The organism is Paraburkholderia sp. J7 (assembly GCF_905220155.1).
Taxonomy (GTDB): Bacteria; Pseudomonadota; Gammaproteobacteria; order Burkholderiales; family Burkholderiaceae; genus Paraburkholderia.
In genome coordinates this window covers 204,630-227,533 of the sequence record NZ_CAJMYZ010000010.1, presented here as the reverse complement: position 1 = coordinate 227,533, position 22,904 = coordinate 204,630, and the positions used below count along the sequence as shown (strand labels likewise).

At 65.3% G+C, this 22,904-nt stretch carries 21 protein-coding genes; 12 read left to right on the top strand and 9 right to left on the bottom strand.

Features of this window, described 5'->3' with window-relative positions:
• Positions 1–38: 38 nt before the first annotated feature.
• Positions 39–1,694, top strand: coding sequence for a CHAD domain-containing protein (locus tag U5A58_RS18385; RefSeq protein ID WP_321962512.1), 1,656 nt, complete (start codon positions 39–41; stop codon positions 1,692–1,694).
• Positions 1,695–1,780: 86 nt separating this feature from the next.
• Complete coding sequence (locus U5A58_RS18380; protein WP_415774250.1) at positions 1,781–2,704, top strand: TOBE domain-containing protein; 924 nt, start codon at positions 1,781–1,783, stop codon at positions 2,702–2,704.
• A gap of 50 nt (positions 2,705–2,754) precedes the next feature.
• Here the strand turns inward: U5A58_RS18380 and U5A58_RS18375 are convergent, their stop codons facing one another.
• Positions 2,755–3,456: a phosphatase PAP2 family protein gene (locus tag U5A58_RS18375; protein WP_321962510.1), complete on the bottom strand. Its 702-nt coding sequence runs from the start codon at positions 3,454–3,456 to the stop codon at positions 2,755–2,757.
• A 287-nt stretch (positions 3,457–3,743) separates the two neighbouring features.
• Between U5A58_RS18375 and U5A58_RS18370 the strand changes: the two genes are divergently transcribed.
• A complete protein-coding gene (locus U5A58_RS18370) occupies positions 3,744–4,925 on the top strand; it encodes a PHB depolymerase family esterase (RefSeq protein ID WP_321962509.1) in 1,182 nt (393 codons plus the stop codon).
• 101 nt (positions 4,926–5,026) lie between these two features.
• On the top strand, positions 5,027–5,206 hold the full coding sequence (locus tag U5A58_RS18365) for a DUF3563 family protein (protein WP_321909732.1): 180 nt from the start codon (positions 5,027–5,029) through the stop codon (positions 5,204–5,206).
• A 109-nt stretch (positions 5,207–5,315) separates the two neighbouring features.
• On the opposite strand, the gene U5A58_RS18360 is transcribed toward U5A58_RS18365, so the two are convergent.
• The 3 genes from U5A58_RS18360 to U5A58_RS18350 form a co-directional block, all read right to left on the bottom strand.
• Positions 5,316–6,119, bottom strand: a complete 804-nt coding sequence (locus tag U5A58_RS18360) for a BPSS1780 family membrane protein (RefSeq protein WP_321909730.1) — start codon at positions 6,117–6,119, stop codon at positions 5,316–5,318.
• Positions 6,110–7,117 carry a homoserine kinase gene (locus U5A58_RS18355; RefSeq protein ID WP_321962508.1) on the bottom strand — a complete coding sequence of 336 codons (1,008 nt, stop codon included), beginning with the start codon at positions 7,115–7,117 and terminating at the stop codon, positions 6,110–6,112. Before U5A58_RS18355 ends, U5A58_RS18360 begins: the two co-directional genes overlap by 10 nt.
• A 173-nt stretch (positions 7,118–7,290) precedes the next feature.
• A complete protein-coding gene (locus tag U5A58_RS18350; RefSeq protein ID WP_321962507.1) occupies positions 7,291–7,698 on the bottom strand; it encodes a hypothetical protein in 408 nt (135 codons plus the stop codon).
• Between the two features lie 215 nt (positions 7,699–7,913).
• Between U5A58_RS18350 and U5A58_RS18345 the strand changes: the two genes are divergently transcribed.
• Together U5A58_RS18345 and U5A58_RS18340 are read left to right on the top strand one after the other, a co-directional pair.
• The gene (locus U5A58_RS18345) at positions 7,914–9,437 is read left to right on the top strand and encodes an AMP nucleosidase (RefSeq protein ID WP_321909727.1); all 1,524 of its coding nucleotides are present in this window, start codon (positions 7,914–7,916) and stop codon (positions 9,435–9,437) included.
• An 83-nt stretch (positions 9,438–9,520) separates the two neighbouring features.
• Entirely contained in the window at positions 9,521–10,735 is a 1,215-nt protein-coding gene (locus U5A58_RS18340) for an MFS transporter (RefSeq protein ID WP_321962506.1), read from the top strand.
• Between the two features lie 30 nt (positions 10,736–10,765).
• Here the strand turns inward: U5A58_RS18340 and U5A58_RS18335 are convergent, their stop codons facing one another.
• A complete protein-coding gene (locus tag U5A58_RS18335) occupies positions 10,766–11,293 on the bottom strand; it encodes a chromate transporter (RefSeq protein ID WP_321909723.1) in 528 nt (175 codons plus the stop codon).
• A complete protein-coding gene (locus U5A58_RS18330; RefSeq protein WP_321962505.1) occupies positions 11,290–11,901 on the bottom strand; it encodes a chromate transporter in 612 nt (203 codons plus the stop codon). The genes U5A58_RS18335 and U5A58_RS18330 overlap by 4 nt, the downstream gene beginning before the upstream one ends.
• 100 nt (positions 11,902–12,001) lie before the next feature.
• Here U5A58_RS18330 and U5A58_RS18325 point away from each other — a divergent pair, with 100 nt between their 5' ends.
• Complete coding sequence (locus U5A58_RS18325; RefSeq protein ID WP_321962504.1) at positions 12,002–12,928, top strand: transcriptional regulator GcvA; 927 nt, start codon at positions 12,002–12,004, stop codon at positions 12,926–12,928.
• Positions 12,929–13,017: 89 nt separating this feature from the next.
• Here U5A58_RS18325 and U5A58_RS18320 read toward each other — a convergent pair whose 3' ends face one another.
• A complete protein-coding gene (locus tag U5A58_RS18320; RefSeq protein WP_321909716.1) occupies positions 13,018–13,791 on the bottom strand; it encodes a TIGR00730 family Rossman fold protein in 774 nt (257 codons plus the stop codon).
• A 1-nt stretch (position 13,792) separates the two neighbouring features.
• Between U5A58_RS18320 and polA the strand changes: the two genes are divergently transcribed.
• From polA to U5A58_RS18305, 3 genes are all read left to right on the top strand, one after another.
• On the top strand, positions 13,793–16,594 hold the full coding sequence (gene polA, locus U5A58_RS18315; RefSeq protein WP_321962556.1) for a DNA polymerase I: 2,802 nt from the start codon (positions 13,793–13,795) through the stop codon (positions 16,592–16,594).
• Between the two features lie 258 nt (positions 16,595–16,852).
• The gene (locus U5A58_RS18310; protein ID WP_321962503.1) at positions 16,853–18,229 is read left to right on the top strand and encodes an NAD(P)/FAD-dependent oxidoreductase; all 1,377 of its coding nucleotides are present in this window, start codon (positions 16,853–16,855) and stop codon (positions 18,227–18,229) included.
• 69 nt (positions 18,230–18,298) lie between these two features.
• Positions 18,299–19,171, top strand: coding sequence for a dienelactone hydrolase family protein (locus tag U5A58_RS18305; RefSeq protein ID WP_321909712.1), 873 nt, complete (start codon positions 18,299–18,301; stop codon positions 19,169–19,171).
• A gap of 27 nt (positions 19,172–19,198) precedes the next feature.
• On the opposite strand, the gene U5A58_RS18300 is transcribed toward U5A58_RS18305, so the two are convergent.
• Entirely contained in the window at positions 19,199–20,068 is an 870-nt protein-coding gene (locus tag U5A58_RS18300; RefSeq protein WP_321962502.1) for a sulfurtransferase, read from the bottom strand.
• A 149-nt stretch (positions 20,069–20,217) separates the two neighbouring features.
• The gene (locus tag U5A58_RS18295) at positions 20,218–21,324 is read right to left on the bottom strand and encodes an aromatic ring-hydroxylating dioxygenase subunit alpha (protein WP_321909707.1); all 1,107 of its coding nucleotides are present in this window, start codon (positions 21,322–21,324) and stop codon (positions 20,218–20,220) included.
• 307 nt (positions 21,325–21,631) lie between these two features.
• Here U5A58_RS18295 and U5A58_RS18290 point away from each other — a divergent pair, with 307 nt between their 5' ends.
• Both U5A58_RS18290 and U5A58_RS18285 read left to right on the top strand, forming a co-directional pair.
• Complete coding sequence (locus U5A58_RS18290; protein ID WP_321962501.1) at positions 21,632–21,946, top strand: exodeoxyribonuclease VII small subunit; 315 nt, start codon at positions 21,632–21,634, stop codon at positions 21,944–21,946.
• Positions 21,943–22,824, top strand: a complete 882-nt coding sequence (locus U5A58_RS18285) for a farnesyl diphosphate synthase (RefSeq protein ID WP_321909704.1) — start codon at positions 21,943–21,945, stop codon at positions 22,822–22,824. The genes U5A58_RS18290 and U5A58_RS18285 overlap by 4 nt, the downstream gene beginning before the upstream one ends.
• The last annotated feature ends 80 nt before the right edge of the window (positions 22,825–22,904 follow it).

Here is a 22,904-nt window from a genome sequence, read left to right as displayed (position 1 = left end):
TAAGCCTTCGCGCCCACCCACAGCATCCTGGAGCGTTCATGGATCGCGTTCTGGAAATCGTGCTGGATGTCGTGATCCCGGCAGCGCCGGATAGAAGAAGCTCAAACGCCGCCGCCACGGGCGCGGCGTCCAGGGCGCACGCCAGCCCGAAGCCTTCGGAGTGGAGCGTCGCTCTGTGCGCCGCCGTGCCGTCGCTCGTGCCGCTGTCCGATGCGCGCGAACGCGTGACGACGGTCGCCTTCGACCGCGCCGGCGTCCTTGCGGGGCTTGGCTGGCGCGTCGCTGTCGAATCGCGCGGCGAGACACAGCGCGTCGTCGTGTCGAAGCGGCGCGTGCATACGGCGGGTGTCACCGCGGTCGCACCGATCTTCGAGGCGGCGCTCGATGCGAACGGGATCGCGCATGCGCTTTTCGACGCCGCGCCCGAGCCTTTTCGCGAGGCGCTGGGCAGCGCGGACGATCTCTCTGCGGCGGCCACGCTCGTGGCTGCGCGCAGTTGCTGGCAGTGGCCGCGCGATGGCATCGAGGTGCTGCTCACGTTCGACGAAGATTTGCACGAGGCGGCGGCTCTGCCGCAAACCGCGCTGGCCCGTGGCACGCAAGGCGCGGATGCGTCGCCTGCGCCCGGCTTGCCCAGCCTGCACGAGTTACGCGTGAGTGCGCCCTTGCCCGATGGCGAGGACGAGCGGCCTGTCGTCGACGCGCTTTTTGCCTGCGCCGGCGACTTGATCGAGGCGTTACCCGCGTTCGTGCGCTTGACCGACGCGCTCGAGCGCGCCGCCTCGGGCAGCGTGACCGGCGACGCCGCTGCCATCAAAGCCGAAGCCGTGGATCTCGGCAGCGCGGCCACCGCTGAAGCCGCGCTCGTGGCGATCGGGCGCAACATCAGCGCGCAGTGGTTCGGCAATGACGCGGGCGTGCGCGACAGCACGAACGGCGAGTTCATCCATCAGATGCGCGTGTCGCAGCGGCGGTTGCGTACCGCCATGCGCATCTTCTCGCGCTGGTGCGACGAGGCCTGGGAAACGCGCATCGAGCCGGAGCTCAAATGGCTGGGCGGCCTGCTCGGCGATGCGCGCGACCGCGACGTCTTCGTCGAATCGACGCTGCCGGCGCTCGCCGCCGCCGACGTCGAGCCGGGGCGCTGGAACGCGATTCGCGAAGAGGCGAACGCGCAACGGCTCGCCGCGCGGGCGCGGCTGCGCGAGGGGCTGGCGTCGCCGCGCTACGCGCGGGTGGCGCTGGCGTGGCTCCGGTGGCTCGACACGCTCGCGCGGCGCGCGAGCGACGCCGGCGCCGGTGGGCGCTCGCTGCACCGCCACGCGAAGAAGCGCGTGCGGCGCTACTACGAGCGGCTCGCGAGCACGCAAAAGCTCACCGCCATCGACGAGGCGAGCCGCCATCGCGCACGCATCAACGCGAAGTATTTGCGTTACACGATCGAATTCTTCGCCACGCTCACGTCGCGCCGCACGCGCGTGGAGGTGGCGCGCTCGCTCGCGCGGCTGCAGACCGTGCTCGGCGACGGCAACGACGCGGCAGTGGCCCTGCGCTATCTCGAGCGCATGGATGCCGAGCCGTATCAGCTTGGGTTCGCTCGTGGCTGGTGCGAGGCCGTCAAGCGCTATACCGCAAAGGAAGGTGAGCGCCTGTTGCGCGAACTGGGCGAGCCGAAGGTGCCGCGCGGTGCCTGAGGCGCGTCTCTATAAACGCTGGCGGATTTTGGCGAGCCACGCCGAACCGTCGCTTGTTTGTCTTGTTTTTGCTCGTATTGCGCATGATGAATCCCACTGACTCGCACTCCCCATCCACCGGCGCCGGCCACGCAGATGCCGGTTCCACAGACACATCCCAATCCTCCGAGGCGCCGGAACTGGGTCTGGGCGGCTCGGTCTGGTTTCAGTCCGGCCAGCAGATGCTCGGCGGCGCGGCGCGCATCGCGCTGCTCGAAGCGATCCACGCGACTGGCTCGATCACAGGCGCGGCGAAAGCGGTCGGCATGAGCTACAAGGGCGCCTGGGACGCCGTCGACGTCATGAACAATCTCGCGGGCGAGGCGCTAGTGGTGCGCGCGACGGGCGGCAAGGGCGGCGGCGGAACGACGCTCACGCCGCGGGCGCTGCGGCTCGTCGAGACGTTTCGCGCCATCGAGCGCGAGCACCAGCGCTTTATCGAGCATGCGGCGCACGCGCTCGGGGCCGTTTCGAACGAAGGCGACGATGCACCGGCTGGCGGTTTCGCGCGCGATCTGGCCGTACTCGGGCGCTTCGCCATGCGCACGAGCGCGCGCAATCAGCTTTTTGGCACCGTTTCGGCAATCGTGAGGGGTGTAGTGAACGACGAGGTGTCGATTGCGCTGCCCGGTGGCGAGGCGCTCGTCGCGACGGTCACGCGAGAAAGCGCCGAGGCCTTGGGGCTTGCGGAAGGTGCGCCCGTGGTGGCGCTCGTGAAGGCGACTTCGGTCGTGCTGGTCGCGAGTGCGGCGGATGCGGCGCGGCTTTCGGCGCGCAACCGGCTGAGCGGGACGATCGAAGTCGTGCGGCGCGGCGCCGTGAACGCCGAAGTGACGCTTGCCATGCCGGGCGGCATCGTCATCGCTGCGATCGTGACCGACGCGAGCGTGGACGCGCTCGGACTCGCCGCAGGTCAAGCGGCGACAGCCGTGTTCAAGGCTTCGAGTGTGCTGCTGGGTGTGACCGGCTGAGCGTCTGGGCAGCGGCTAACCGGGGTGGTGCGGTCAGCGAGGCGGCGGGATCAGGCGCGGCGTTGCGGGGGCGGCGTGAGACCGTTGCGGGTTTGAGAGATGGGCGCGACGGGGGCCCGGTTGACGCGGTTGGCCTTCCATTTGGCGCGCACATAGGGCCGGTCGTGGCCCGAAACCGTCAGCGCGATGTTCGTGACCCAGCGGTGCGTGGGCACGTGCACGTTGTGCAATGCGACAGTGAGCGCCGCGAGGCTCAGCGCGACGACCGCCGCCGAAATTCGCTGAGCCTGCGCTCGCCACCAGTACCGCACGAACACCAGCGCGGTAAGCGCCCCGACCACACAGCCCGTGACAGCCTCGGAAGGCGAATGGGCGTCGAGCACCACGCGCGAGAGCGCTACCGCGAGCCCCACCGCGAGCCCAACGGTCACGCCTGCGGCGCGCACGAAGGATGGCGTGCCTTGCAGCACCAGGAAAAACGCAACGGGATAGACGGCGGCGGAAAGCATGGCGTGGCCGCTGATACCCGTGAAGTCCAGTTCTCTTACCCCTACGCCCCAGCCCAGAAACGCGATCTTGGTGAGCGTCACGAGGCCGATTGCCACGCCGAGCAGGAGCATCCAGCTCGCCGCCATGCGCCACGAGTAGCCGACCACGAGCCACAGCGCGATAGCCAACGCGAGCGGCAGGGTGAGGCCTGCGCCGCCGAGGTTGGTAATCGAGTACCAAAGGTGAATCGGTAAATCTGGCATGAGTCCGTACTGCCGGCTTTCTGAACAAGATCCAGGGATTGCAGGTGGCGAGTCGCTACCTGATAGCGACTCAACGCGCGAGCCGCCAGGCTGGCTGACACGCGCGCGAGACAAGTATCCAGTATAGCTGCGTCGCATAAACGCAGGCGTGCCCCGTCGAACGCACGCAAGGACGGAATCGAACTGATCCGATCTGCAGCCGCGTCCAAATGGTGTTATTGTGCGTTGCACAACGACGGATCGCGGCAAAACGCCACGATGTGTCAGACCCTTTTACGAGGCCATAGATGACGAAAAATCTGACGAAGCTATGGGCAGGTGGCATGCGACGTCTGCTCGCCATCCAGACCCGGGCTACCCGCGACGCCCTGAAGGGCGCGGGGATCGACATGCCCCAGCCGCAGGCAATCTGGCGCGCCGCTCAGGCCGCAGCCGATCAGGCGGCGAAGCAGGTTACGCCGGCGCAGGCGCGCAGCGGCGCGCCGGTGCGCGAGTCGCGCGTGGGCCCGCGAGCGGCCGCCTGGGCCGCAGGCGAATGGCAGCGCGCCGAGCACCTTGTACCGGCGAACGCCCTGCATGCCGGGCGCTCGCTGCCTTACGGGCTCTATCTGCCGCCGGGACACAAGACGAAGGGCATGCCGCTCGTCGTGATGTTGCATGGCTGCAAGCAGTCGATGGACTCTTTCGCGGAAGGCACGCGCATGAATCTGCTCGCCGACCGCCATGGGTTTGCGGTGGTCTATCCCGAGCAGTCCGAGCGCGCGCACCCGCACCAATGCTGGCATTGGTACGACTCGCGCGACGCGGCGGGCGGCGGTGAGGCAGCGGCCGTTGTTTCTCTGGTCGATACGCTCGTCGAGGAGCATGGATTCGACCGCTCGCGCGTCTATCTGGCGGGCTTGTCGGCGGGCGCAGGGCTCGCCATGCTGCTCGCGGTGCGCTCGCCCAGCCGCTTTGCAGCTATCGCACTGCATTCCGGCCCCGCTTTCGGTGAGGCACGCTCCGGCGTGAGCGCGCTCGACGTGATGCGGCGCGGCGTGCACCACGATCCGGTGGCGCTCGTCGACACTCAATTGGGCGCCCGCATTCACCCGGGCATGCCGGCGATCGTCGTGCAGGGCGACGCCGATGCGGTCGTCGCGCCCGTGAATGCGGAACAGCTCGCGGTGCAACTGCTGCGCTTGAACGGTCTTGCGGATTCGCGCGGCGTGCGTCAGGGCGTCGTGTCGCACGAGACGTTCAAGGACGGCTATCGCGAGCAGGACTACGAACTCGACGGCGCGAGCGTCGTGCGGCTGTGCCGCGTGGCGGACCTCGACCACGCCTGGAGCGGCGGCGACGACACCGTGCCGTTCCATTCGTCGACGGGACCGGACGCGAGCACGCTGATCTGGGACTTTTTCGAGGCTCATCGGCGCGAGGCGATCGACGAGGCCTATGACGACGAATTGACGCAGGACGCAGGTTAAACGCGTGTGCGGGCAACTTAGGGGTTTACCCTTAACAGGGTTTACCCTATAATGGCTTCATTCGATTCGCGGGCACGTGCCCGTCAAAGAAGGGCCAAATCATGTACCTGCTCAGCCGACTTTTCCTGTTCCTCTCCGAAACCGCCGAAGCTCGCCGCCAGCAGCGCGAGGAAGCGTATCTCGCGGAGTCCGTCGACATCTACGATCTCGAATTCCGCATGCGCAAGATGGATCGCGAGAAGACCACGCGTCACCCGTCGTGGATGAATCACTACGGCTAAGCAGGAATGCTGTGCCCCTCTATATAATGAAGGGGCAAGATGAGAACGGCGCCCAAGGCGCCGTTTTTGCGTTCAAGCGTGCGTGACGAGTACTGGATCGCCGCGCCGTTCAGCGGCCCGAATCCGGCATTTCGGCGGGTTGCTTTTCCTGCACACCGTAGCAGCCGCGATAGGTCGCGTAGAACGAGCAATAGAGCATCGTCGTCACGATGATGAGCGCGGGCATCAGGATCGCCACCGTGAAGTCGCCCGCGCCGAGCGCGCGCAGCAGCGTTGACAAGCCGATCGATACAACGGTCGAGACCGCGAACCACAGCGCGCCGTACACCATGAATGCGCCCTTGTTGCGCCAGCAGCTCACGATGCTGAAGAACATGGCCTTCACGGGCGGCACGTCGTGCCATGCCGTGAGCACGGGCGCGAACCAGAACAGCATCGACACCGGCACGTAGCAGAGCAGCGAGGCGAGCACCGCAAGCGGCACGTCGCTGTTGGCGAGCGCTTCGGCGTCGAGGTCGCCGCCGATCGTCATCAGGCGCAATAGCGCGCCGCCGTCCACGAACGCAGACGCGGCCAGCACCAGCAACATCGCCACCACGTAAATCGCCCCGAGCACCAGAAGCTGCTTCGCCACGTTGCTGCCGTACGAACGAAAGCCGTCGATCAGGATGGTCGGGAACACCGGCTTGCCCGCGATCGTGTCACGGCACGCCGCCATGAAGCCGACGGCCACGCCGGGCACGAACAGGAGCGGCAGCACGCCGCCGATCACGGGAATGGCGGAAATCAGCGTCATCGCCAGCAAATAGGCGAAAAACAGCGTGAGAAACGCGAGCGGATTGCGGCGGAACAGCCAGATACCCTGGCGGAACCAGACGTAGCCCGTCTTCGCGGGGACTTCAATTAGTTGCATGGGCGATGGGGCAAGGCGTGATGGGAGCCGGCCTCGCTGCCAGCGAGGCGCTCGCGAAGGATGCGCTCGAAGTGGCCGGGATCGTGCGGCTTGAGCAGTTCGGCCGAGCGGGGCAGGTGGAAATCATACAGGCGCGAGACCCAGAAGCGGTACGCACCTGCGCGCAGCATGTCCATCCAGTGCCGGGCTTCTTCGGGCGTGAATGGGCGCACGGTCTGGTAGGCGCGCAAAAGCGCGTCGGCGCGCGCCGTGTCGAGCTTGCCGGTGGCGAGGTCGACACACCAGTCGTTCACGGTCACAGCGACGTCGAACAGCCACTTGTCGCAGCCGGCGAAATAAAAGTCGAAAAAGCCGCCCAACCGAACTTCGTGCCCCGGCGCCGGATGCGAGTGCGCGAACATCGCATTGTCGCGGAACAGGTCGCAATGGCACGGACCGCCCGGCAGCGCCGCATAGTCGGCCGAGGCGAAGAACGCGCGCTGGTGGTCGAGTTCGCTCGTGAGGAGCGAGCGCTGGGCGTCGGTGAGGTACGGCAGCACCGTCGGCACCGTTTCTTCCCACCACGACAGGCTGCGCAGGTTCGGCTGGTCGCCGCGGTAGTCGCGGCCCGCCAGATGCATGCGCGCGAGCATTTGGCCCACTTCCGCGCAGTGCTCCACGCCGGGCGCGAGTTCAGGCTTGCCTTCGAGCTTCGAGACGATGGCCGCGGGCTTGCCGTGCAGCAGGCCGAAGAGCGCGCCGTCCTTGCGCGGCATGGGGTCGGGTACCGGCACGCGATGCGAGGCGAGGTGCCGCATCAGGTCGAGGTAGAACGGCAGTTGTTCGGCCGTCAGCTTTTCGAAGATCGTCAGGACGTAATCGCCGCGCGTCGTCGTCAGGAAGAAGTTGCTGTTTTCAATGCCGGACTGGATGCCGCGAAATTCGACGACATCGCCGAGATCGTAGTCGCGCAGCCATTGGGCAAGCTCTTGGTCGGTGACAGCGGTGAAGACGGCCATGCAAGAAGGTCGGTTGAGTGGTATTGGCGGGTCGGCGAACGCTGCGAAGTGCTGCCCGAGGGGTTTGCGAGCGTGTCCGGCTCAGGCGCGATGGCGTTGGCCCGGCTTATGGGGCGGCGCACATGGCGGTGGCGCGGAGATGCCTCATAAAGGCATGCCCGCGCTCAGATGGCTCAGTAATGCAGGTTGATCGACGGCAGGCGCGTGCTGGCCTGGCCGTTGTTGCGCACTTGCGGCGAGGTGTCGGGGTTCGCGCTCATCGTGTAGCGCGTGCCGAAGTTCGAATGCACGTTGATCTCGACGGGCTTGCCCTTGTCGCGGTATTCGGTGATTTCGGTGCCGTTGCGGCTCACTTCGTGATAGCTGGGCACGCGCGGCACGTCGTTGATGTTGACCTTCGAGGTGACGCGTGCAGCCGGCTGGTTGTTGATCGCGGCCAGGTCGGGCAGCCCCGCGCGTTCGTTCTCGGACTGCGCGGATTGTGCCTCGACGGCGGTCTTTGCGTCGTCGGCCGGCGCGGCCATGGCGACCCCGCTGAAAGCGAGCGTCACCGCGACGGCGGCAAGAAGGTGCGACTTCATGGTCATTCTCCGATGGGATGCCCCAATTCTAGCAAATCCGGGCGCTTCGCCCCATGTCGCGCAAGCGCTGCGGCCCGCGCCCGGCGGGCGGTGCGCGGCGCCCGCAGCCCGCGCGTGGCCGGTGTGGCAAAAGCCCTGGGCGCGGCGAGGTTCGTCGCCAGAAATTCCTGGCTTCCGTGGTAATGTGGACCCATCAAACGGAGAGGCGAACGAAGATGAAGAACGACTACCTGCGGCCCCTCATGACGCCGGCGCACGACTTCCCGGACGAATCTTTCGACGACGCCGCCGACGCCGTGGCGCGCCTCTCGAGCATCTACGAAGCGAATACGTCTTTCCTGCGCGACGCGTTTGCGCGCTATCGCCGCGGCGAGGCGTTCGACCGTCGCGTGCGCGCGTGCTACCCGTTCGTGCGCATCCGCACCAACGTCAACACACATATCGACTCGCGCCGCTCGTACGGTTTCGTGGCCGGCCCAGGCGTGTTCGAGACCACCGTCACGCGGCCCGACCTGTTCGGCAATTACTATCGCGAGCAGTTGCGCCTGCTCGCGAAGAACCATCACGTGGCTATCGAAGTGGGCGTGTCGGATCAGCCGATTCCCGTGCACTTCGCGTTCGCCGAAGGCATCCACCTCGAAGGCGATCTCGACCGCGAACGCCTCTTCGCCATGCGTGACGTGTTCGATGTGCCCGATCTCGCGCAGCTCGACGACCGCATTGTGAACGGCACCTACGAGCCGGAGCCGGGCGAGCCGCATCCGCTTGCGCTCTTCACCGCGCCGCGTGTGGACTTCTCGCTGCACCGGCTCAAGCACTACACGGCGACGTCGCCCACGCACGTTCAGAACTACGTGCTCTACACGAACTACCAGTTCTATATCGACGAGTTCGTGAAGCTCGGCCGCGCAATGATGGCGCATACCGACGACGCCGACCTGCGCAACTACCGCAGCGAATACACCTCGTTCGTCGAGCCCGGCGACGTGGTCACCTACAACGCGAACCTGGGCGAGCAGGACGACGAGGGCACGGCGCCGGCGCGCCTGCCGCAAATGCCGGCCTACCACCTCAAGCGCGCAGACGGCAGCGGCATCACGATGATCAACATCGGCGTGGGCCCGTCGAACGCGAAGACGATCACCGATCACATTGCCGTGCTGCGCCCGCATGCGTGGATCATGCTTGGCCACTGCGCGGGCCTGCGCAATACGCAGCGCCTGGGCGACTACGTGCTCGCGCACGGCTATGTGCGTGAGGATCACGTGCTCGACGCCGATTTGCCGCTGTGGGTGCCCATTCCGGCGCTCGCGGAAGTGCAGCTCGCGCTCGAGCGGGCGGTCGCGGACGTCACGAAGCTCGACGGCGTGGAACTCAAGCGCGTGATGCGCACGGGGACGGTGGCGAGCGTGGACAACCGCAACTGGGAGCTGCGCGATCATCGCGAGCCGGTGCTGCGTCTTTCGCAGAGCCGCGCGATCGCACTCGACATGGAAAGCGCGACCATCGCCGCGAACGGATTCCGCTTTCGCGTGCCGTACGGCACCTTGCTATGCGTTTCCGACAAGCCGTTGCACGGCGAGCTCAAGCTGCCGGGCATGGCCGATTCGTTCTATCGCGCGCAGGTCGATCAGCATTTGCAGATCGGTGTGAAGGCGATGGAGATTCTGCGCACGAACGGCTTGCACAAGCTGCATAGCCGGAAATTGCGCAGTTTCGCGGAGGTGGCGTTTCAGTAGGCGCGTCTTGAACGACGGCGGCTGGCCACAGGCTCGCCGCCGGTTTGTCTTGTCGTTCTCGCTTACCTGACAGGAACGCAGGCGTGCGCGGGCACCTTAGACTCCTCTACCTCTCACTGCTGCTCACGCGACTCGCGGATCAGATCCTGCTATTCACCGTGCCGCTTGTCGTATTCAAGCTGTCGGGGAGCGCTGCATGGTCGGGCATCGCATTCTTCTGCGAAGCGTTGCCGCGCTATGCGGCCTTTCCGGTCTGCGGTGCGCTTTGCGACCGTGTTTCGACGCTCAAGCTGATTCGCTGGAGTCAGCATTGGCGCTCGATCGTCTGCGTTGGCGGCGTGCTTGCTTTCGCGATACACGGCAGCCTCGTGTGGCTCATCGTCATTTCGGCGGGCGCGGGCGTGCTCACGACGCAAGGCTTCATGGCTCGCGAAGCCATGTTGCCGCGCATCTTTCAGGGCGACGCTTACCGTAAAAGTCTCTCGTACACGCAGATCGCGGATCAGTTGGGGACCGTCCTGGGACCGCTCGCTGCAGCGGGCTTACTGGGCGTTTCGGGCTGGGAGTACGTGGTGTTGGCCGCAGCCGCGATTTTCCTCGTGTCCGATATCGCGTTTTCACTTTGGGCTGCGGGGCAGCAGGTGCCGGTGTTCGATCAAGCGCAGCCTCGCCTGAACTGGCTCGTCCCGTATCGCATTGCGCTCGTGCACATCGTCGCGATACCCGGCTTGCTGGAAATGATCCTGCTTGCGGCTGGGGTGAATCTCGTCATTGGCGTGACGCTCGCGACATCGGCGGCCATGTTCACGGGGGTGTATGGTCAGACGGCTTCAGCCTATGCGTGGCTGCAGGTGGCCGGCTCGATCGCAACGGTCGTCGTGCTGATGTTCGTCGCTCATGTGAAGCTGCCCGCGCGCGTATCGGGCGCGGTCTCCTATCTGCTGATCGTGCTAGGCGGTCTGTTGACGGGGTGGAAATCGCTGCCTTTTGTCTATGTCGCAGGCTTTGTCGCGGTCATCGGCTTTGACAAGATGTTCAGCGTATTCATGCGCGGGGTGCGGCAACGGCTGATTCCCGCGGAGGACTTCGGCAAGACAGTGGGTCTGATCGCACTACTCAACAATCTGACCCAGCCGCTTGCCGGGCTGCTGGTTGGGCTCTGCGCGTCGCGCCTGGGAACGGAGGCCGTCATTCTCGCGCTGACCCTGTGCATGGCATTGATCGGAATCGCACTGGTCGCGCTGGTTGCAATCGGCGGCAGGCGTGCGGCGTGGATGGTGAATATCGAGGAAGCCTGAATCGCACCCTCCCCAACCCCCGCCGTCACTTCACTGCCCAAACCCCAACAACCCGATCAGACTCCCCGCGCCAAGCAGCCACAGCGGGTGAATCTTCGTGCGAAACGCGAGCACGGCGCACACGCCGGTAATTGCCCACGCGATCCACGAAGGATCTGAAGCCTTCGCAATCAGCACCGCGCTCGCGGCCACGAGGCCCGCCGTTACCGGCACGAGCCCCTTTTGCGCGATGCGCCGCCACGGGCGGTCCTTGAAGCGGTCCCAGGCATGCAGCGCGGCGATCGTGACGAGCGACGACGGTCCGAACTTCGCAATCGACGTAACCAGCATGCCCGCCCAGCCGGCCACGTGCCAGCCCACCAGCGTCACGACCATCATGTTCGGCCCCGGGGCGGCCTGGGCAAGCGCGAAGAGCGCGCTGAACTCGCTTGCGGGCATCCAGTGGTGCACCTCGACGACCTGACGCTGCATCTCGGGCAGGATCGTGTTGCCGCCGCCGAATGCGAGCAGCGAGAGCTGGCTGAAGATTGCAGCGAGCGCAACGAGTGTGGCGGTCATTGCGAGCCTCCTTCCTTGCGCGCCGCGCGGGCCGCGAGCGCGATGCCGACTGGCGTCAGCACGAGCATGGTGGGCAAAAGGGGCGTGCGCAGCACGGCAATGGCCACGAAGCCGAGCGCGGCGACGACGGCCGCGGCGGGATCGCGCCGCAGCGGCAGCACGATCTTCAGCGCCATCGAGACGAGCAGCCCGGCGGCCGCCGCGGCGAGCCCCACGAACAAGTGCCGCACGTGCGGGTCGTTTTGCGTGCGCTCGTAGAGCACGCCAAGCCCGATCACGACGAGCGACGGACCCGCGATCAGGCCGAGAATGCCCGCGAGCGCACCGCGCCAACCCTGAAATCGCATGCCGAGCGCAACCGACAGGTTGATGACGTTGCCGCCCGGCAAGAACTGGCAAAGGCCTAGCAGGTCGGTGAACTCGCTGGCGCTGAGCCAGCGGCGCTGCTCGACGATGGTGCGGCGCGCCAATGGCAGGGCGCCGCCAAACGATGTGAAGCCGAGACCGAGGAAGCCGTAGAACAGATCGCGCACCGTGGGCGTGTGCAGGCCGTCGTCCGTGCCGGTCGCGGCAGCGGTAGCGGCGGGCGATGAGATGGGTTGTTTCATGAATGGAAGGGACCTCTGAGGCAAGTTCGGAGATTAAGCCCAATCGCGCGCGCGGCAAAACGATTTCTATGGCGCGCTCTTGTGATCTACACTCACAAGGATGGCACGCTCCCTTCCTCCCTTTCCCGCGCTGCGCGCGTTCGAAGCCGCAGCGCGGCACAACAGCTTCTCCGCCGCGGCGGGCGAGCTCAATGTGACTCACGGTGCCATCAGCCGGCAGGTGGCCGCGCTCGAGGCGTGGGTCGGCGTGCAGGTGTTTCATCGTCACGGCAAGCGGGTCGCGCTGACCGAGGACGGGCGGCGCTACCTGGCCGCTGTGCAATCGGCATTCGACGACATCGCGCGCGCAACGAATCAATTGCGCGACACGGGCGTGGTGCACGTGCTGCGCGTGAATGCGCTGCCTACCTTCGCGATGAAATGGCTGTTGCCGCGGCTCTCGCAGTTTCAGCGTCTCGCGCCGAACGTCGAGTTGCGCCTGTCCACCTCGAACGCGCCAGTCGAGACGCTCGAAGGCTTCGACGTGGCCGTGCGGCGCGGTCCGGCCCACTGGCCCGACTGCGAGGCCGGTCATTTCCTTGATGAGATGGAACTGCCGGTATGCAGCCCGGCCCTGCTCAAACGCGCGCCGATTCACCAGGCGAGCGATCTTGCGCGCCATGTGCTGCTGCATTCGGACACGCGTCCCGATGCGTGGCGTACCTGGCTTGCGGCCGCGGGGGTGAAGGCCAAATGCCGGAAGAAGCAGTCGTTCGACCACTTCTACCTGGCCTTGCAGGCTGCCGTGGATGGTCTTGGCGTGGCGCTCGGCCCGCTGCCGCTGCTCGACGACGAACTCGCTTCAGGGCGTCTCGTCACCCCGCTGGCAGGGCCGCATCTCGACGCGCGCGGTTACTGGTGGGTGGCGCGCCGCGAGGTGGCGCAAGCGCCGCTCGTCTCGCAGTTTTGCCGCTGGCTGGAGGAACAGGCGAGCGCGCGGGCGCCGCTCGGTGCGTCCGGCGTGCCCGCAAGCGCGGAGAAAGCATGAGGAGTGTGAAGCGCTCAAGCGCGAGCGGTGCGCAGGCCTACGAAAACATTAACCGCAAGCCATCCACACGCTGCGCTTGAAGCGCTGCATCAGAGGTAGAACATCCGGTCTTCGTCGGAGTCGCGGTCACGGTCGCGGCGCGCCGGGTGTTCCTTGCCGGCATCTTCGGCGGTGTCCGCATCTTCGTAGAACTTGAGAACGGCTTCGAGCACCTGGTCCGGGTCGTCGATCACCTGCATCAAGTCCATGTCTTCGGGATTGATGAGGCCCATTGGCACCAGCGCCGAGCGGAACCAGTCGAGCAGGCCTTTCCAGAACGTGCTGCCCACCAGAATGATGGGCACGTGACGCGACTTTTTCGTCTGGATGAGCGTGAGCACCTCGGCCAGTTCGTCGAGCGTGCCGAAGCCGCCGGGCATGACGATCACGGCGTCCGAGTTCTTCACGAACGTGACCTTGCGCGTGAAGAAATGGCGAAAACGCAGCGAAATGTCCTGCCACTGGTTGCCCGACTGCTCGTGCGGCAACTCGATGTTCAGGCCCACCGAAGGCGACTTGCCCGCATGCGCGCCTTGGTTCGCGGCTTCCATGATGCCGGGGCCGCCACCGGAGATCACGGCGAAGCCCGCGTCCGAGACTTTTCGCGCGATCGTGCTGGCGAGCTGGTAGTACTCCGACTCCGGTTTCAGGCGGGCGGAGCCATAGATGCTGACCGCTGGCCGGATCTCGGACAGGTACTCGGTCGCCTCAATAAACTCTGCCATAATCGTGAACATCTGCCACGATGCGCGCGCCTTCTTGGCCGTCGCGCGCTCTTGATCTGCGAGTGAACGCAGACTCGGAATCACTTTTCTCTTGTCCATAATGCCTGAAGAACTACGCGTGGAAACGAAGCTACAAAATGAGCTGGAAGGGAAGACCCTGCTGCTGGTCGACGGTTCTAGCTATCTCTATCGGGCCTTCCATGCGATGCCGGACCTGCGCGGTCCCGACGGCGAACCGACGGGCGCGCTATACGGCATCATCAACATGCTGCGTCGCATGCGCAAGGACGTTACGGCAGAGTATAGCGCGTGCGTGTTCGATGCAAAGGGCAAGACGTTCCGCGACGACTGGTACCCCGAGTACAAGGCCAACCGGCCTTCCATGCCCGAGCCGCTCGCAGCACAAATCGAGCCCATTCACACGGCGGTGCGCGCGCTCGGCTGGCCGTTGCTGATGATCGAAGGCGTCGAGGCCGACGACGTGATCGGCACGCTCGCCCGCGAGGCGGAAAAGCGCGGCATGAAGGTCATCGTTTCCACGGGCGACAAGGACTTGGCGCAACTCGTCACGGACCACGTCACGCTCATCAACACGATGACGAACGAAACGCTCGATCGCGAAGGCGTGATCGCGAAGTTCGGCGTGCCGCCCGAGCGCATCATCGATTATCTCTCGCTCATTGGCGACACCGTCGACAACGTGCCGGGCGTGAACAAGTGCGGCCCGAAGACCGCGGTGAAGTGGCTCACGCAATACGATTCGCTCGATGGCGTGATCGCGCATGCGGACGAAATCAAGGGCGCCGTGGGCGGCTATCTGCGCGACGCGCTCGACTTCCTGCCGATGGCGCGCAAGCTCGTCACGGTGGAAACGGCTTGTGACCTCGCGCCGCATCTCGAGACGATCGAAGCGTCGCTCGCCACGCGCCCCGAAGCGCGCGAAGAACTGCGCGATATCTTCGCGCGCCACGGTTTCAAGACCTGGCTGCGCGAAGTGACCGAAGCGAGCCAGCAGAGCGAAACGGTGCCCGCCGCAACCCAAGGCGACGCCCCTGAGAAAGACGCGATCGTGCAGCCCGCGCTTTTCGTCGATGCGCCGCGCCATTACGACACGATCCAGACGTGGCCGCAGTTCGATACGTGGCTCAAGAGAATCGAGACCGCCGAACTCACGGCGTTCGACACCGAAACCACGGCGCTCGATCCGATGGTCGCGAAGCTCGTTGGCATGTCGTTCTCGACGGAGCCGGGCGTGGCCGCGTATTTGCCGCTCGCGCATCGCGGCCCGGACGCGCCCGATCAACTGCCACTCGACGAAGTGCTCGCGCGCCTGAAGCCGTGGCTCGAAAGCGGGAAGCACAAGAAAGTCGGCCAGCACATGAAGTATGACGAGCAGGTGCTCGCGAACTACGGTATCGAGCTGAACGGCGTGGAGCATGACACGCTGCTCGAATCGTATGTGCTCGAATCGCATCGCAGTCACGACATGGACAGCCTCGCGCTGCGCCATCTCGGCATCAAGACGATCAAGTACGAAGAGGTGGCAGGCAAGGGCGCGCAGCAGATCGGCTTCGATGATGTCTCGCTGGAAAAGGCCGCCGAATACGCTGCCGAAGACGCCGACGTCACGCTGCAACTGCACCGCGCGCTCTATCCGCAGATCGCGCCGGAGAAGGGCCTCGATTACGTGTATCGCAACATCGAATTGCCTACGTCGCGCGTGCTGCGCAAGATGGAGCGCAACGGTGTGCTCATCGACACCGAACGGCTCGAAAAGCAGAGCGCGGAAATCGCCGTGCGGCTCATCGCGCTCGAACAGGAAGCGTATGCGCTCGCGGGCGGCGAATTCAACCTCGGTTCGCCCAAGCAGATTGGCCAGATCTTCTTCGAGAAGCTGCAACTGCCGGTTGTGAAGAAAACGCCTAGCGGCGCGCCTTCCACCGACGAAGAAGTGCTGCAAAAGCTCGCCGAAGATTACCCGCTGCCCAAGATCCTGCTCGAGCATCGCGGTCTTGCCAAGCTCAAGTCGACGTACACCGACAAGCTGCCGCGCATGGTCAATGCGCAAACGGGCCGCGTGCACACGAACTACGCGCAGGCCGTGGCGGTCACGGGCCGTCTGGCGTCGAACGATCCGAATCTGCAGAACATCCCCGTGCGCACGGGCGAAGGGCGCCGCATTCGCGAAGCGTTCATCGCGCCGCCGGGTCACAAGATCGTTTCCGCCGACTACTCGCAGATCGAACTGCGCATCATGGCGCATATCTCGGGCGACGAGTCGCTGCTCGCGGCGTTCGCGCGCGGCGACGACATTCACCGCGCCACGGCGGCCGAGGTGTTCGGCGTCACGCCGCTCGAAGTGAGCTCGGACCAGCGGCGCATCGCGAAGGTCATCAATTTCGGCCTGATTTACGGCATGAGCGCGTTCGGGCTCGCATCGAATCTCGGCATTACGCGCGACGCGGCGAAGCTTTATATCGACCGCTATTTCGCGCGCTATCCGGGCGTGGCGCGCTACATGGACGAAACGCGCATGGATGCGAAGTCGCGCGGCTATGTGGAGACCGTGTTCGGCCGCCGTCTGTGGCTGCCCGAGATCAACGGCGGCAACGGCCCGCGCCGCCAGGCCGCCGAGCGTGCCGCCATCAACGCGCCCATGCAGGGCACGGCCGCCGACCTCATCAAGCTTTCCATGGTCGCGGTGCAGAAGTGGCTCGACGAACGCAAGATCGGCACGAAGATGATCATGCAGGTGCACGATGAACTGGTGCTCGAAGTCCCGGGCGACGAACTCGCCGAAGTGCGCAAGCGCTTGCCCGAACTGATGTGCTCGGTGGCGCAGCTCAAGGTTCCGCTCGTAGCCGAAGTGGGCGTGGGCGAGAACTGGGAAGAGGCGCACTGAAGCCGTGCTGAAGGCGCGTTGCAGTGCTTAGTGCAGCTCTACTAAGTACATACTGAATGCGCTGTACCGCAACAAAGACCTAACTGCACGCGCGCGATAAGGCAAGCCTCGCGTGCGTGATGTCGCGAATGCGCGCCGCAAGGGTTGCCGCCGCGCGCTCCGTCAGCCGACAATGATTTGATCGAAGGCCGGTGCCCCGCGCGTGATGTTGCCGATGCATCGGCCTTTCTATCGCCTTTCGACATGCACGGAGAGTCTATGCATCGCTTTATCGTTGTGGGAGGAGGCGCAGGCGGGCTGGAACTGGCAACACGGCTCGGCGATCGTTACGGCGAAGCGCGCGCGAAGCGGGGCAAGCCGCAAGCGGCATCGGTCACCCTGGTCGACCGCAATCCAACGCATATCTGGAAACCGCTCCTGCACGAAGTCGCGGCGGGCAGCATGGATCCGTTCACGCATCAGCTCGAATATCCGGCGCAGGCGCGCTGGCATGGCTTCGAGTTCCAGCAGGGCGAATTGACCGGGCTCGACCGCGCGGCGAAGCGCATTACGCTCGGGCGCGTGCTCGACGAAGACGGTGCGGAAATGCTGCCCGAGCGCGTGCTGGAGTACGACACGCTGGTGCTCGCCATCGGCAGCACGACGCACTTTTTCGGCGTGCCGGGCGCGGCCGAGAATTCCATCGCGCTCGACACCGTCGAGCAGGCCGAGCGCTTTCGCAAGCGCCTGATCGCCGCGTGCATGCGCGCCGAACATCTGGCGCCCGAAAGCGTCGCAGCGGAGGTGACGGCGGACGATCTCACACCGGCCATGAACGGAGGCGGCGAGCCGCGCGTGCAAGTGGCCATCATCGGCGCAGGCGCGACGGGCGTCGAGCTTTCCGCCGAGTTGCGCAACACCGCGCAGGTGCTTTCGGCCTATGGGCTGCACAAGCTCGATCCGCGGCACGACGTGGGCATCGTGCTGATCGAGGCGGGCACGCGCATCCTGCCTGCGTTGCCCGAGCGCGTTTCTTCGGCCACGGCGGAGCTGCTGAACAAGCTCGGTGTGAAGCTGCTGACTGGCGAGCGCGTGACCGAGGTCGCGCCGGGCGTCGTGCGCACGGCAAGCGGCAAGAATCTGCGCGCGGACCTCACGGTCTGGGCCGCGGGCATTACCGCGCCGGCTGTGCTCTCGCGGCTCGATGGTCTCACCGTCAACAAGCTCGGCCAACTCATCGTGCGCCGTACGCTGCAAACGGAACTCGACGACAACATTTTCGCGCTCGGCGATTGCGCGGCCTGTGATTGGCCGGGCCACGAACGCGGTGTGCCGCCGCGTGCGCAGGCCGCGCACCAGCAAGCCACGTTCCTGTTCAAGTCGCTTGGCAATCTGCTCGCTGGCAAGCCGCTGGAGGAGTTCACTTATCGCGACTTCGGCTCGCTGGTGTCGCTTGGCCACTTCAGCGCGGTCGGTAATCTGATGGGCGGGCTGATCGGCGGGAATATGTTGATCGAAGGATTGTTTGCCCGTTTCATGTACATGTCGCTGTACCGGCTGCACATCGCGGCGCTGCACGGCTACGCGCGCATGGTGCTCGACACCTTCGCGCACTGGCTGCGCCGCACGACATTGCCGCGTGTGAAGCTGCACTGAGCGGCGCTTGCGCGGGGCGCGCAGCGCTATTCTGCTTGTTTTCGCAGTTTGACCTCAAAGGAGCGCTGCATGCTGAAACCCGAAGTCGATAGCCTCGTCCCGCACGTGCCGTTCAACCGGCGTACTTTCATCAAGGCGGCGCTCGGCAGCGGATTCGCCGCTGCCGTGCTGCCCGTCTCCGCGCAAACCATCCACACCGACAGCGAAGGTCTAGAAGCCGGCGAGATCGGCTTTCAGTCGGGCGGCACGCTCATCCCGGCGTATCGTGCGCAGCCGCGCGGCAAGACGCATCTGCCTGTCATCATCGTGATCCACGAGATCTTCGGCGTGCACGAGCATATCGCCGATGTGTGCCGCCGCTTCGCGAAGCTCGGCTATCTGGCCATCGCGCCGGACTTCTTCGTGCGCCAGGGCGATGCCTCGGCGTACCCGACGATTCAGCAGATCAACGACAACATCGCGAGCAAGGTGCCCGACGCGCAGGTGATCGGCGACATCGACGCGGCCATTGCCTGGGCAGGCGAACATGGCGGCGACACGAAGCGCGTAGGCGTGAACGGCTTTTGCTGGGGCGGGCGCTATGCGTGGCTCTATGCCGAGCACGACCCGCACATCAAGGCGGCAGTGGTGTGGTATGGGCGCGTGGCGGGACCGCACACGGCGAACGCGCCGAGCAATCCGCTCGATCTCGCGAACACCTTGCAGGTGCCGGTGCTCGCCATGTACGGCTTGCAGGACCAGAGCATCCCGCAGGACACGCTCGAGCAGATGAAGGCCGCTATCGCGCAAGGTCCGCAGGGCGGGCGCGGCTCGCAAATCGTCGTGTACAACGACGCGGGCCACGCATTCTTCGCTGACTACCGCCCGAGCTATCGCAAGGCGGATGCCGAAGACGGCTGGAAGCGCGCGATTGCCTGGTTCGAGGAGCACGGCGAGAGCTGACGCCGTGCCGGGTTCCAGGCTCCCGGCTTAGGGGTTGGGGCCCGTGGCGACCGGCCGCGATGGGTCGGCGCTCCATTCGCTCCACGATCCGGGGTAGAGCGCCGCGCCGTGCAGGCCGGCGATCTCCATCGCGAGTGCGTTGTGGCAGGCGGTCACACCCGAGCCGCATTGCAGGACCACGTGTTCGGGCGTGATACCGGGCAGCACGGCGGTGAATTCCTCGCGCAGCGTATGCGCCGACTTGAAGCGGCCGTCTGCCGTCAGGTTGTCCTGATAAAACCGATTGCGCGCGCCAGGAATATGGCCGCCCACCGGGTCGATCGTTTCGTTCTCGCCGCGATAGCGGTCGGCGGCGCGCGCGTCGACGACCGTGAGTTCGTGCGTGGCGAGATTGCGTACGATGGCCTGCGCATCCATCGTCACCTGGAGCGGTGCACCGGCCTTGAAGGTGCCGCGAGCGGGCGTGGGCACGTCGCGCACGAGCGGGAAGCCGGCTGCTTCCCATGCCTTGAGGCCGCCGTCGAGCACGGCCACCGAGTCGTGGCCGAGCCAGCGCAAGAGCCACCACAGGCGCGCGGCGTAGGCGCCGCCTTGTGCGTCGTACGCGACGACCTGCTGGCCTTCGTTGAGCCCGTGCAGCGAGAGTGTGGCGACGAGCGCCGAACGGTCGGGCAGCGGGTGGCGGCCGTTCTTGCCGGTCTTCGGGCCCGAGAGGTCGCGGTCCAGATGCAGGTATTGCGCGCCGGGCAGATGGCCGAGCGCATAGCCATTTTCACCGGCGGCGGGATCGGCGAGATCGAAGCGGCAGTCGAAGACCAGCACGCTGCCCGGCGCGGCGGTCAGGCGTTCGTGCAGATTGGCGGCCGAGATCAGTGTGGTGTAGTGCGTGTGGGGCATGACGGCTCCTTGATTCGTGCAAGGCCGCCATCTCCAGCTATACAACGGCCCGATGCCGTCAGTCTAAACAAAAAGACGGGCCTAAGCCCGTCTTTCCGTCATGCGTTCCGCGTTGCCGATGATCGCCAGAGGCTTGCGCCTGCCGGGCATCAGATCGGTCCCAGCTCGCGGCGCAGGAACTCATGGAAGTGCTGCATGCCGTCTTCCATCGGGCTCTGGTACGGGCCGACTTCCGAAACGCCGCGCTCGAAGAGCGCACGGCGGCCGGCGTCCATGCGCTCGGCAATTTCGTCGTCTTCGACGGCCGTCTCCATATAGGCGGCGCGCTCGGCCTCGACGAACTCGCGCTCGAACAGCGTGATTTCCTCGGGGTAATAGAACTCGACGATGTTGGTCGTCTTCTGCGTGCCCTGGGGGATCAGCCACGAAACGACGAGCACGTGCGGATACCACTCGATCATGAGATTCGGGTAGTACACCATCCAGATCGCGCCGAACTCGGGCGGCACGCCATTGCGAAAGCGCAGGACCTCGTCGTGCCACTTGCGGTACGTCGGGCTGCCCGGCTTGCCGAGGTGATTGTGCACGCCGACCGTCTGCACGCTATACCAGTCGCCGAACTCCCACTGGAGGTCGTCGCACGACACGAAGTTGCCGAGGCCCGGGTGGAACGGCACGACGTGATAGTCTTCCAGATAGACCTCGATGAAGGTCTTCCAGTTGTAGTTGCACTCGTGGACCTCGACGTGATCGAACATATAGTCCGTAAAGTCGAGGTGTTTCGCCGGCCCAAGGCGTGCAAGATCGCGCGCGACGTCGCGGCCCGCGGATTCGAAGAGCAGCCCGTTCCACTTCTGCAGCGGCGAGCTGTTCAGATTCAGACACGGCTTGTCCGCGAAGTGCGGTGCGCCGAGCAGTTCGCCCTTGAGGTCATAGGTCCAGCGATGCAGCGGACATACAATGTTGTCTGCCGTGCCGCGACCGTTTAGCATGATGGCCTGGCGGTGCCGGCACACGTTCGAGAGCAGTTCGATCTCGTTGCTCTTGTTGCGAACGAGCACGCGGCCTTCTTTCTCGCCAGGCAGCGCAAAATAGTTTCCCGCCTCGGGCACCATGAGTTCGTGCCCAACGTAGCGAGGACCCTTCTGGAAAAGCGTGTCGATTTCGCGCTTGAGTAGCGCTTCGTCAAAATAAGCGGTGACTGGCAGCTGGCTGTGGATAGACTTCAGCTGCAATGCATTGCTCAGATTGGACATTCCCACTCCCGATGAAGACGTGAAAGCAGTGAACAACCCAACCATCGAAGATTCGATTTAGGGAGCCGGCGATTATACCCGGTTACCCCGTCATGGGGTAGCTAAGTGACTGATTTTTGCCAAAATTACACCGGAAAGACGGCAGAAAATCAGGAAATATGAGACAAATGCACGGGGAATCGGACCGTCTGGAGCCGATCTGTACTGTCCCCGAGTGTGTGGTCGAGAGGGTACACAAGCCGGGGAGCGGGTCGAAAGGGACCTTTTGCCGTAGAATGTCCGCCTTGTTTCATTCTGGCGACGACTCATGGCGAAATCCGCAACGAAAGACCGCGCTGGCGCGGGCGAAAGCGCAGCCGGGCTGGCCGAGGGCGAAACCCTGCCCGACAGCTACGAGGCGGCGCTTGCGGAGCTCGACGGGCTCGTTGCACGCATGGAAGGCGGCAGCCTGAGCCTGGAAGAATCGCTAGCGGCGTATCGTCGCGGCGCGGCGCTCGTGCGCTTCTGCCAGCAGCAGCTCGAAAAGGTTGAACAACAGGTGCGCGTGCTCGACGGCGAGACGCTGCGGCCCGTGCCCCTCAATACGACAGACTCCGCAGCGGGCGGAGACGACGATCTATGACATTTGACCAATGGACCCGGCAGGTACTCGACCGGGTCGAAAGCGCGCTCGATCACTATTTGCCGGCTGCCGACGTGCTGCCGGCGCCGCTGCATGACGCCATGCGTTATGCCGTGATGGGCGGCGGCAAGCGGGTGCGTCCGCTTCTGTGCCATGCGGCGGGCGAACTCACGAACGCCACGCCCGAAGCGCTCGACGCGGCGGCCTGCGCGCTCGAAATGATTCACGTCTACTCGCTCGTGCACGACGACATGCCGTGCATGGACGACGACGACATGCGTCGCGGCAAACCCACCGTACACGTCAAATATGACGAACCGACGGCGCTCCTCGTGGGCGATGCGCTGCAGTCGCAAGCCTTCGTCGCGCTGACGTCCGATGTGCTCAGCGCTGAGCGCCAGGCCTCGCTCGTGCGCGAGCTCGCGCTGGCTAGCGGCTCGATCGGCATGGCCGGCGGCCAGGCCATTGACCTCGCGAGCGTGGGCCATTCGCTCACCCGCGAGCAGCTCGAAACCATGCACCGCCTGAAGACCGGCGCGCTCCTGCGCGCCGCGGTCCGCATGGGGGCGCTTGCGGGCGAGACGCCTTCGGCGCAAAGCCTTGCCGCGCTCGACAAATACGCAGCGGCCGTGGGCCTCGCATTCCAGGTGGTGGACGACATTCTCGACGTCACCGCCGACTCCGCAACGCTCGGCAAGACCGCGGGCAAGGACGCGAAGGACGGCAAGCCGACCTACGTGTCGATTATCGGTCTTGATGCCTCGCGTGCACTCGCGCAGCAGTTGCGCGCCGACGCGCACGCGGCGCTCGAACCGTTCGGCGCGCGCGCACAGCGCCTCGCCGAACTCGCTGACCTGGTGGTGAACCGGGTGAGCTGATCGCGCCAACCCGCCCACGCGCATGAAATGGGATGTAATGCGCAGAACAAGTGCGGGAGCGCCAGTTTTCCTACAATGGA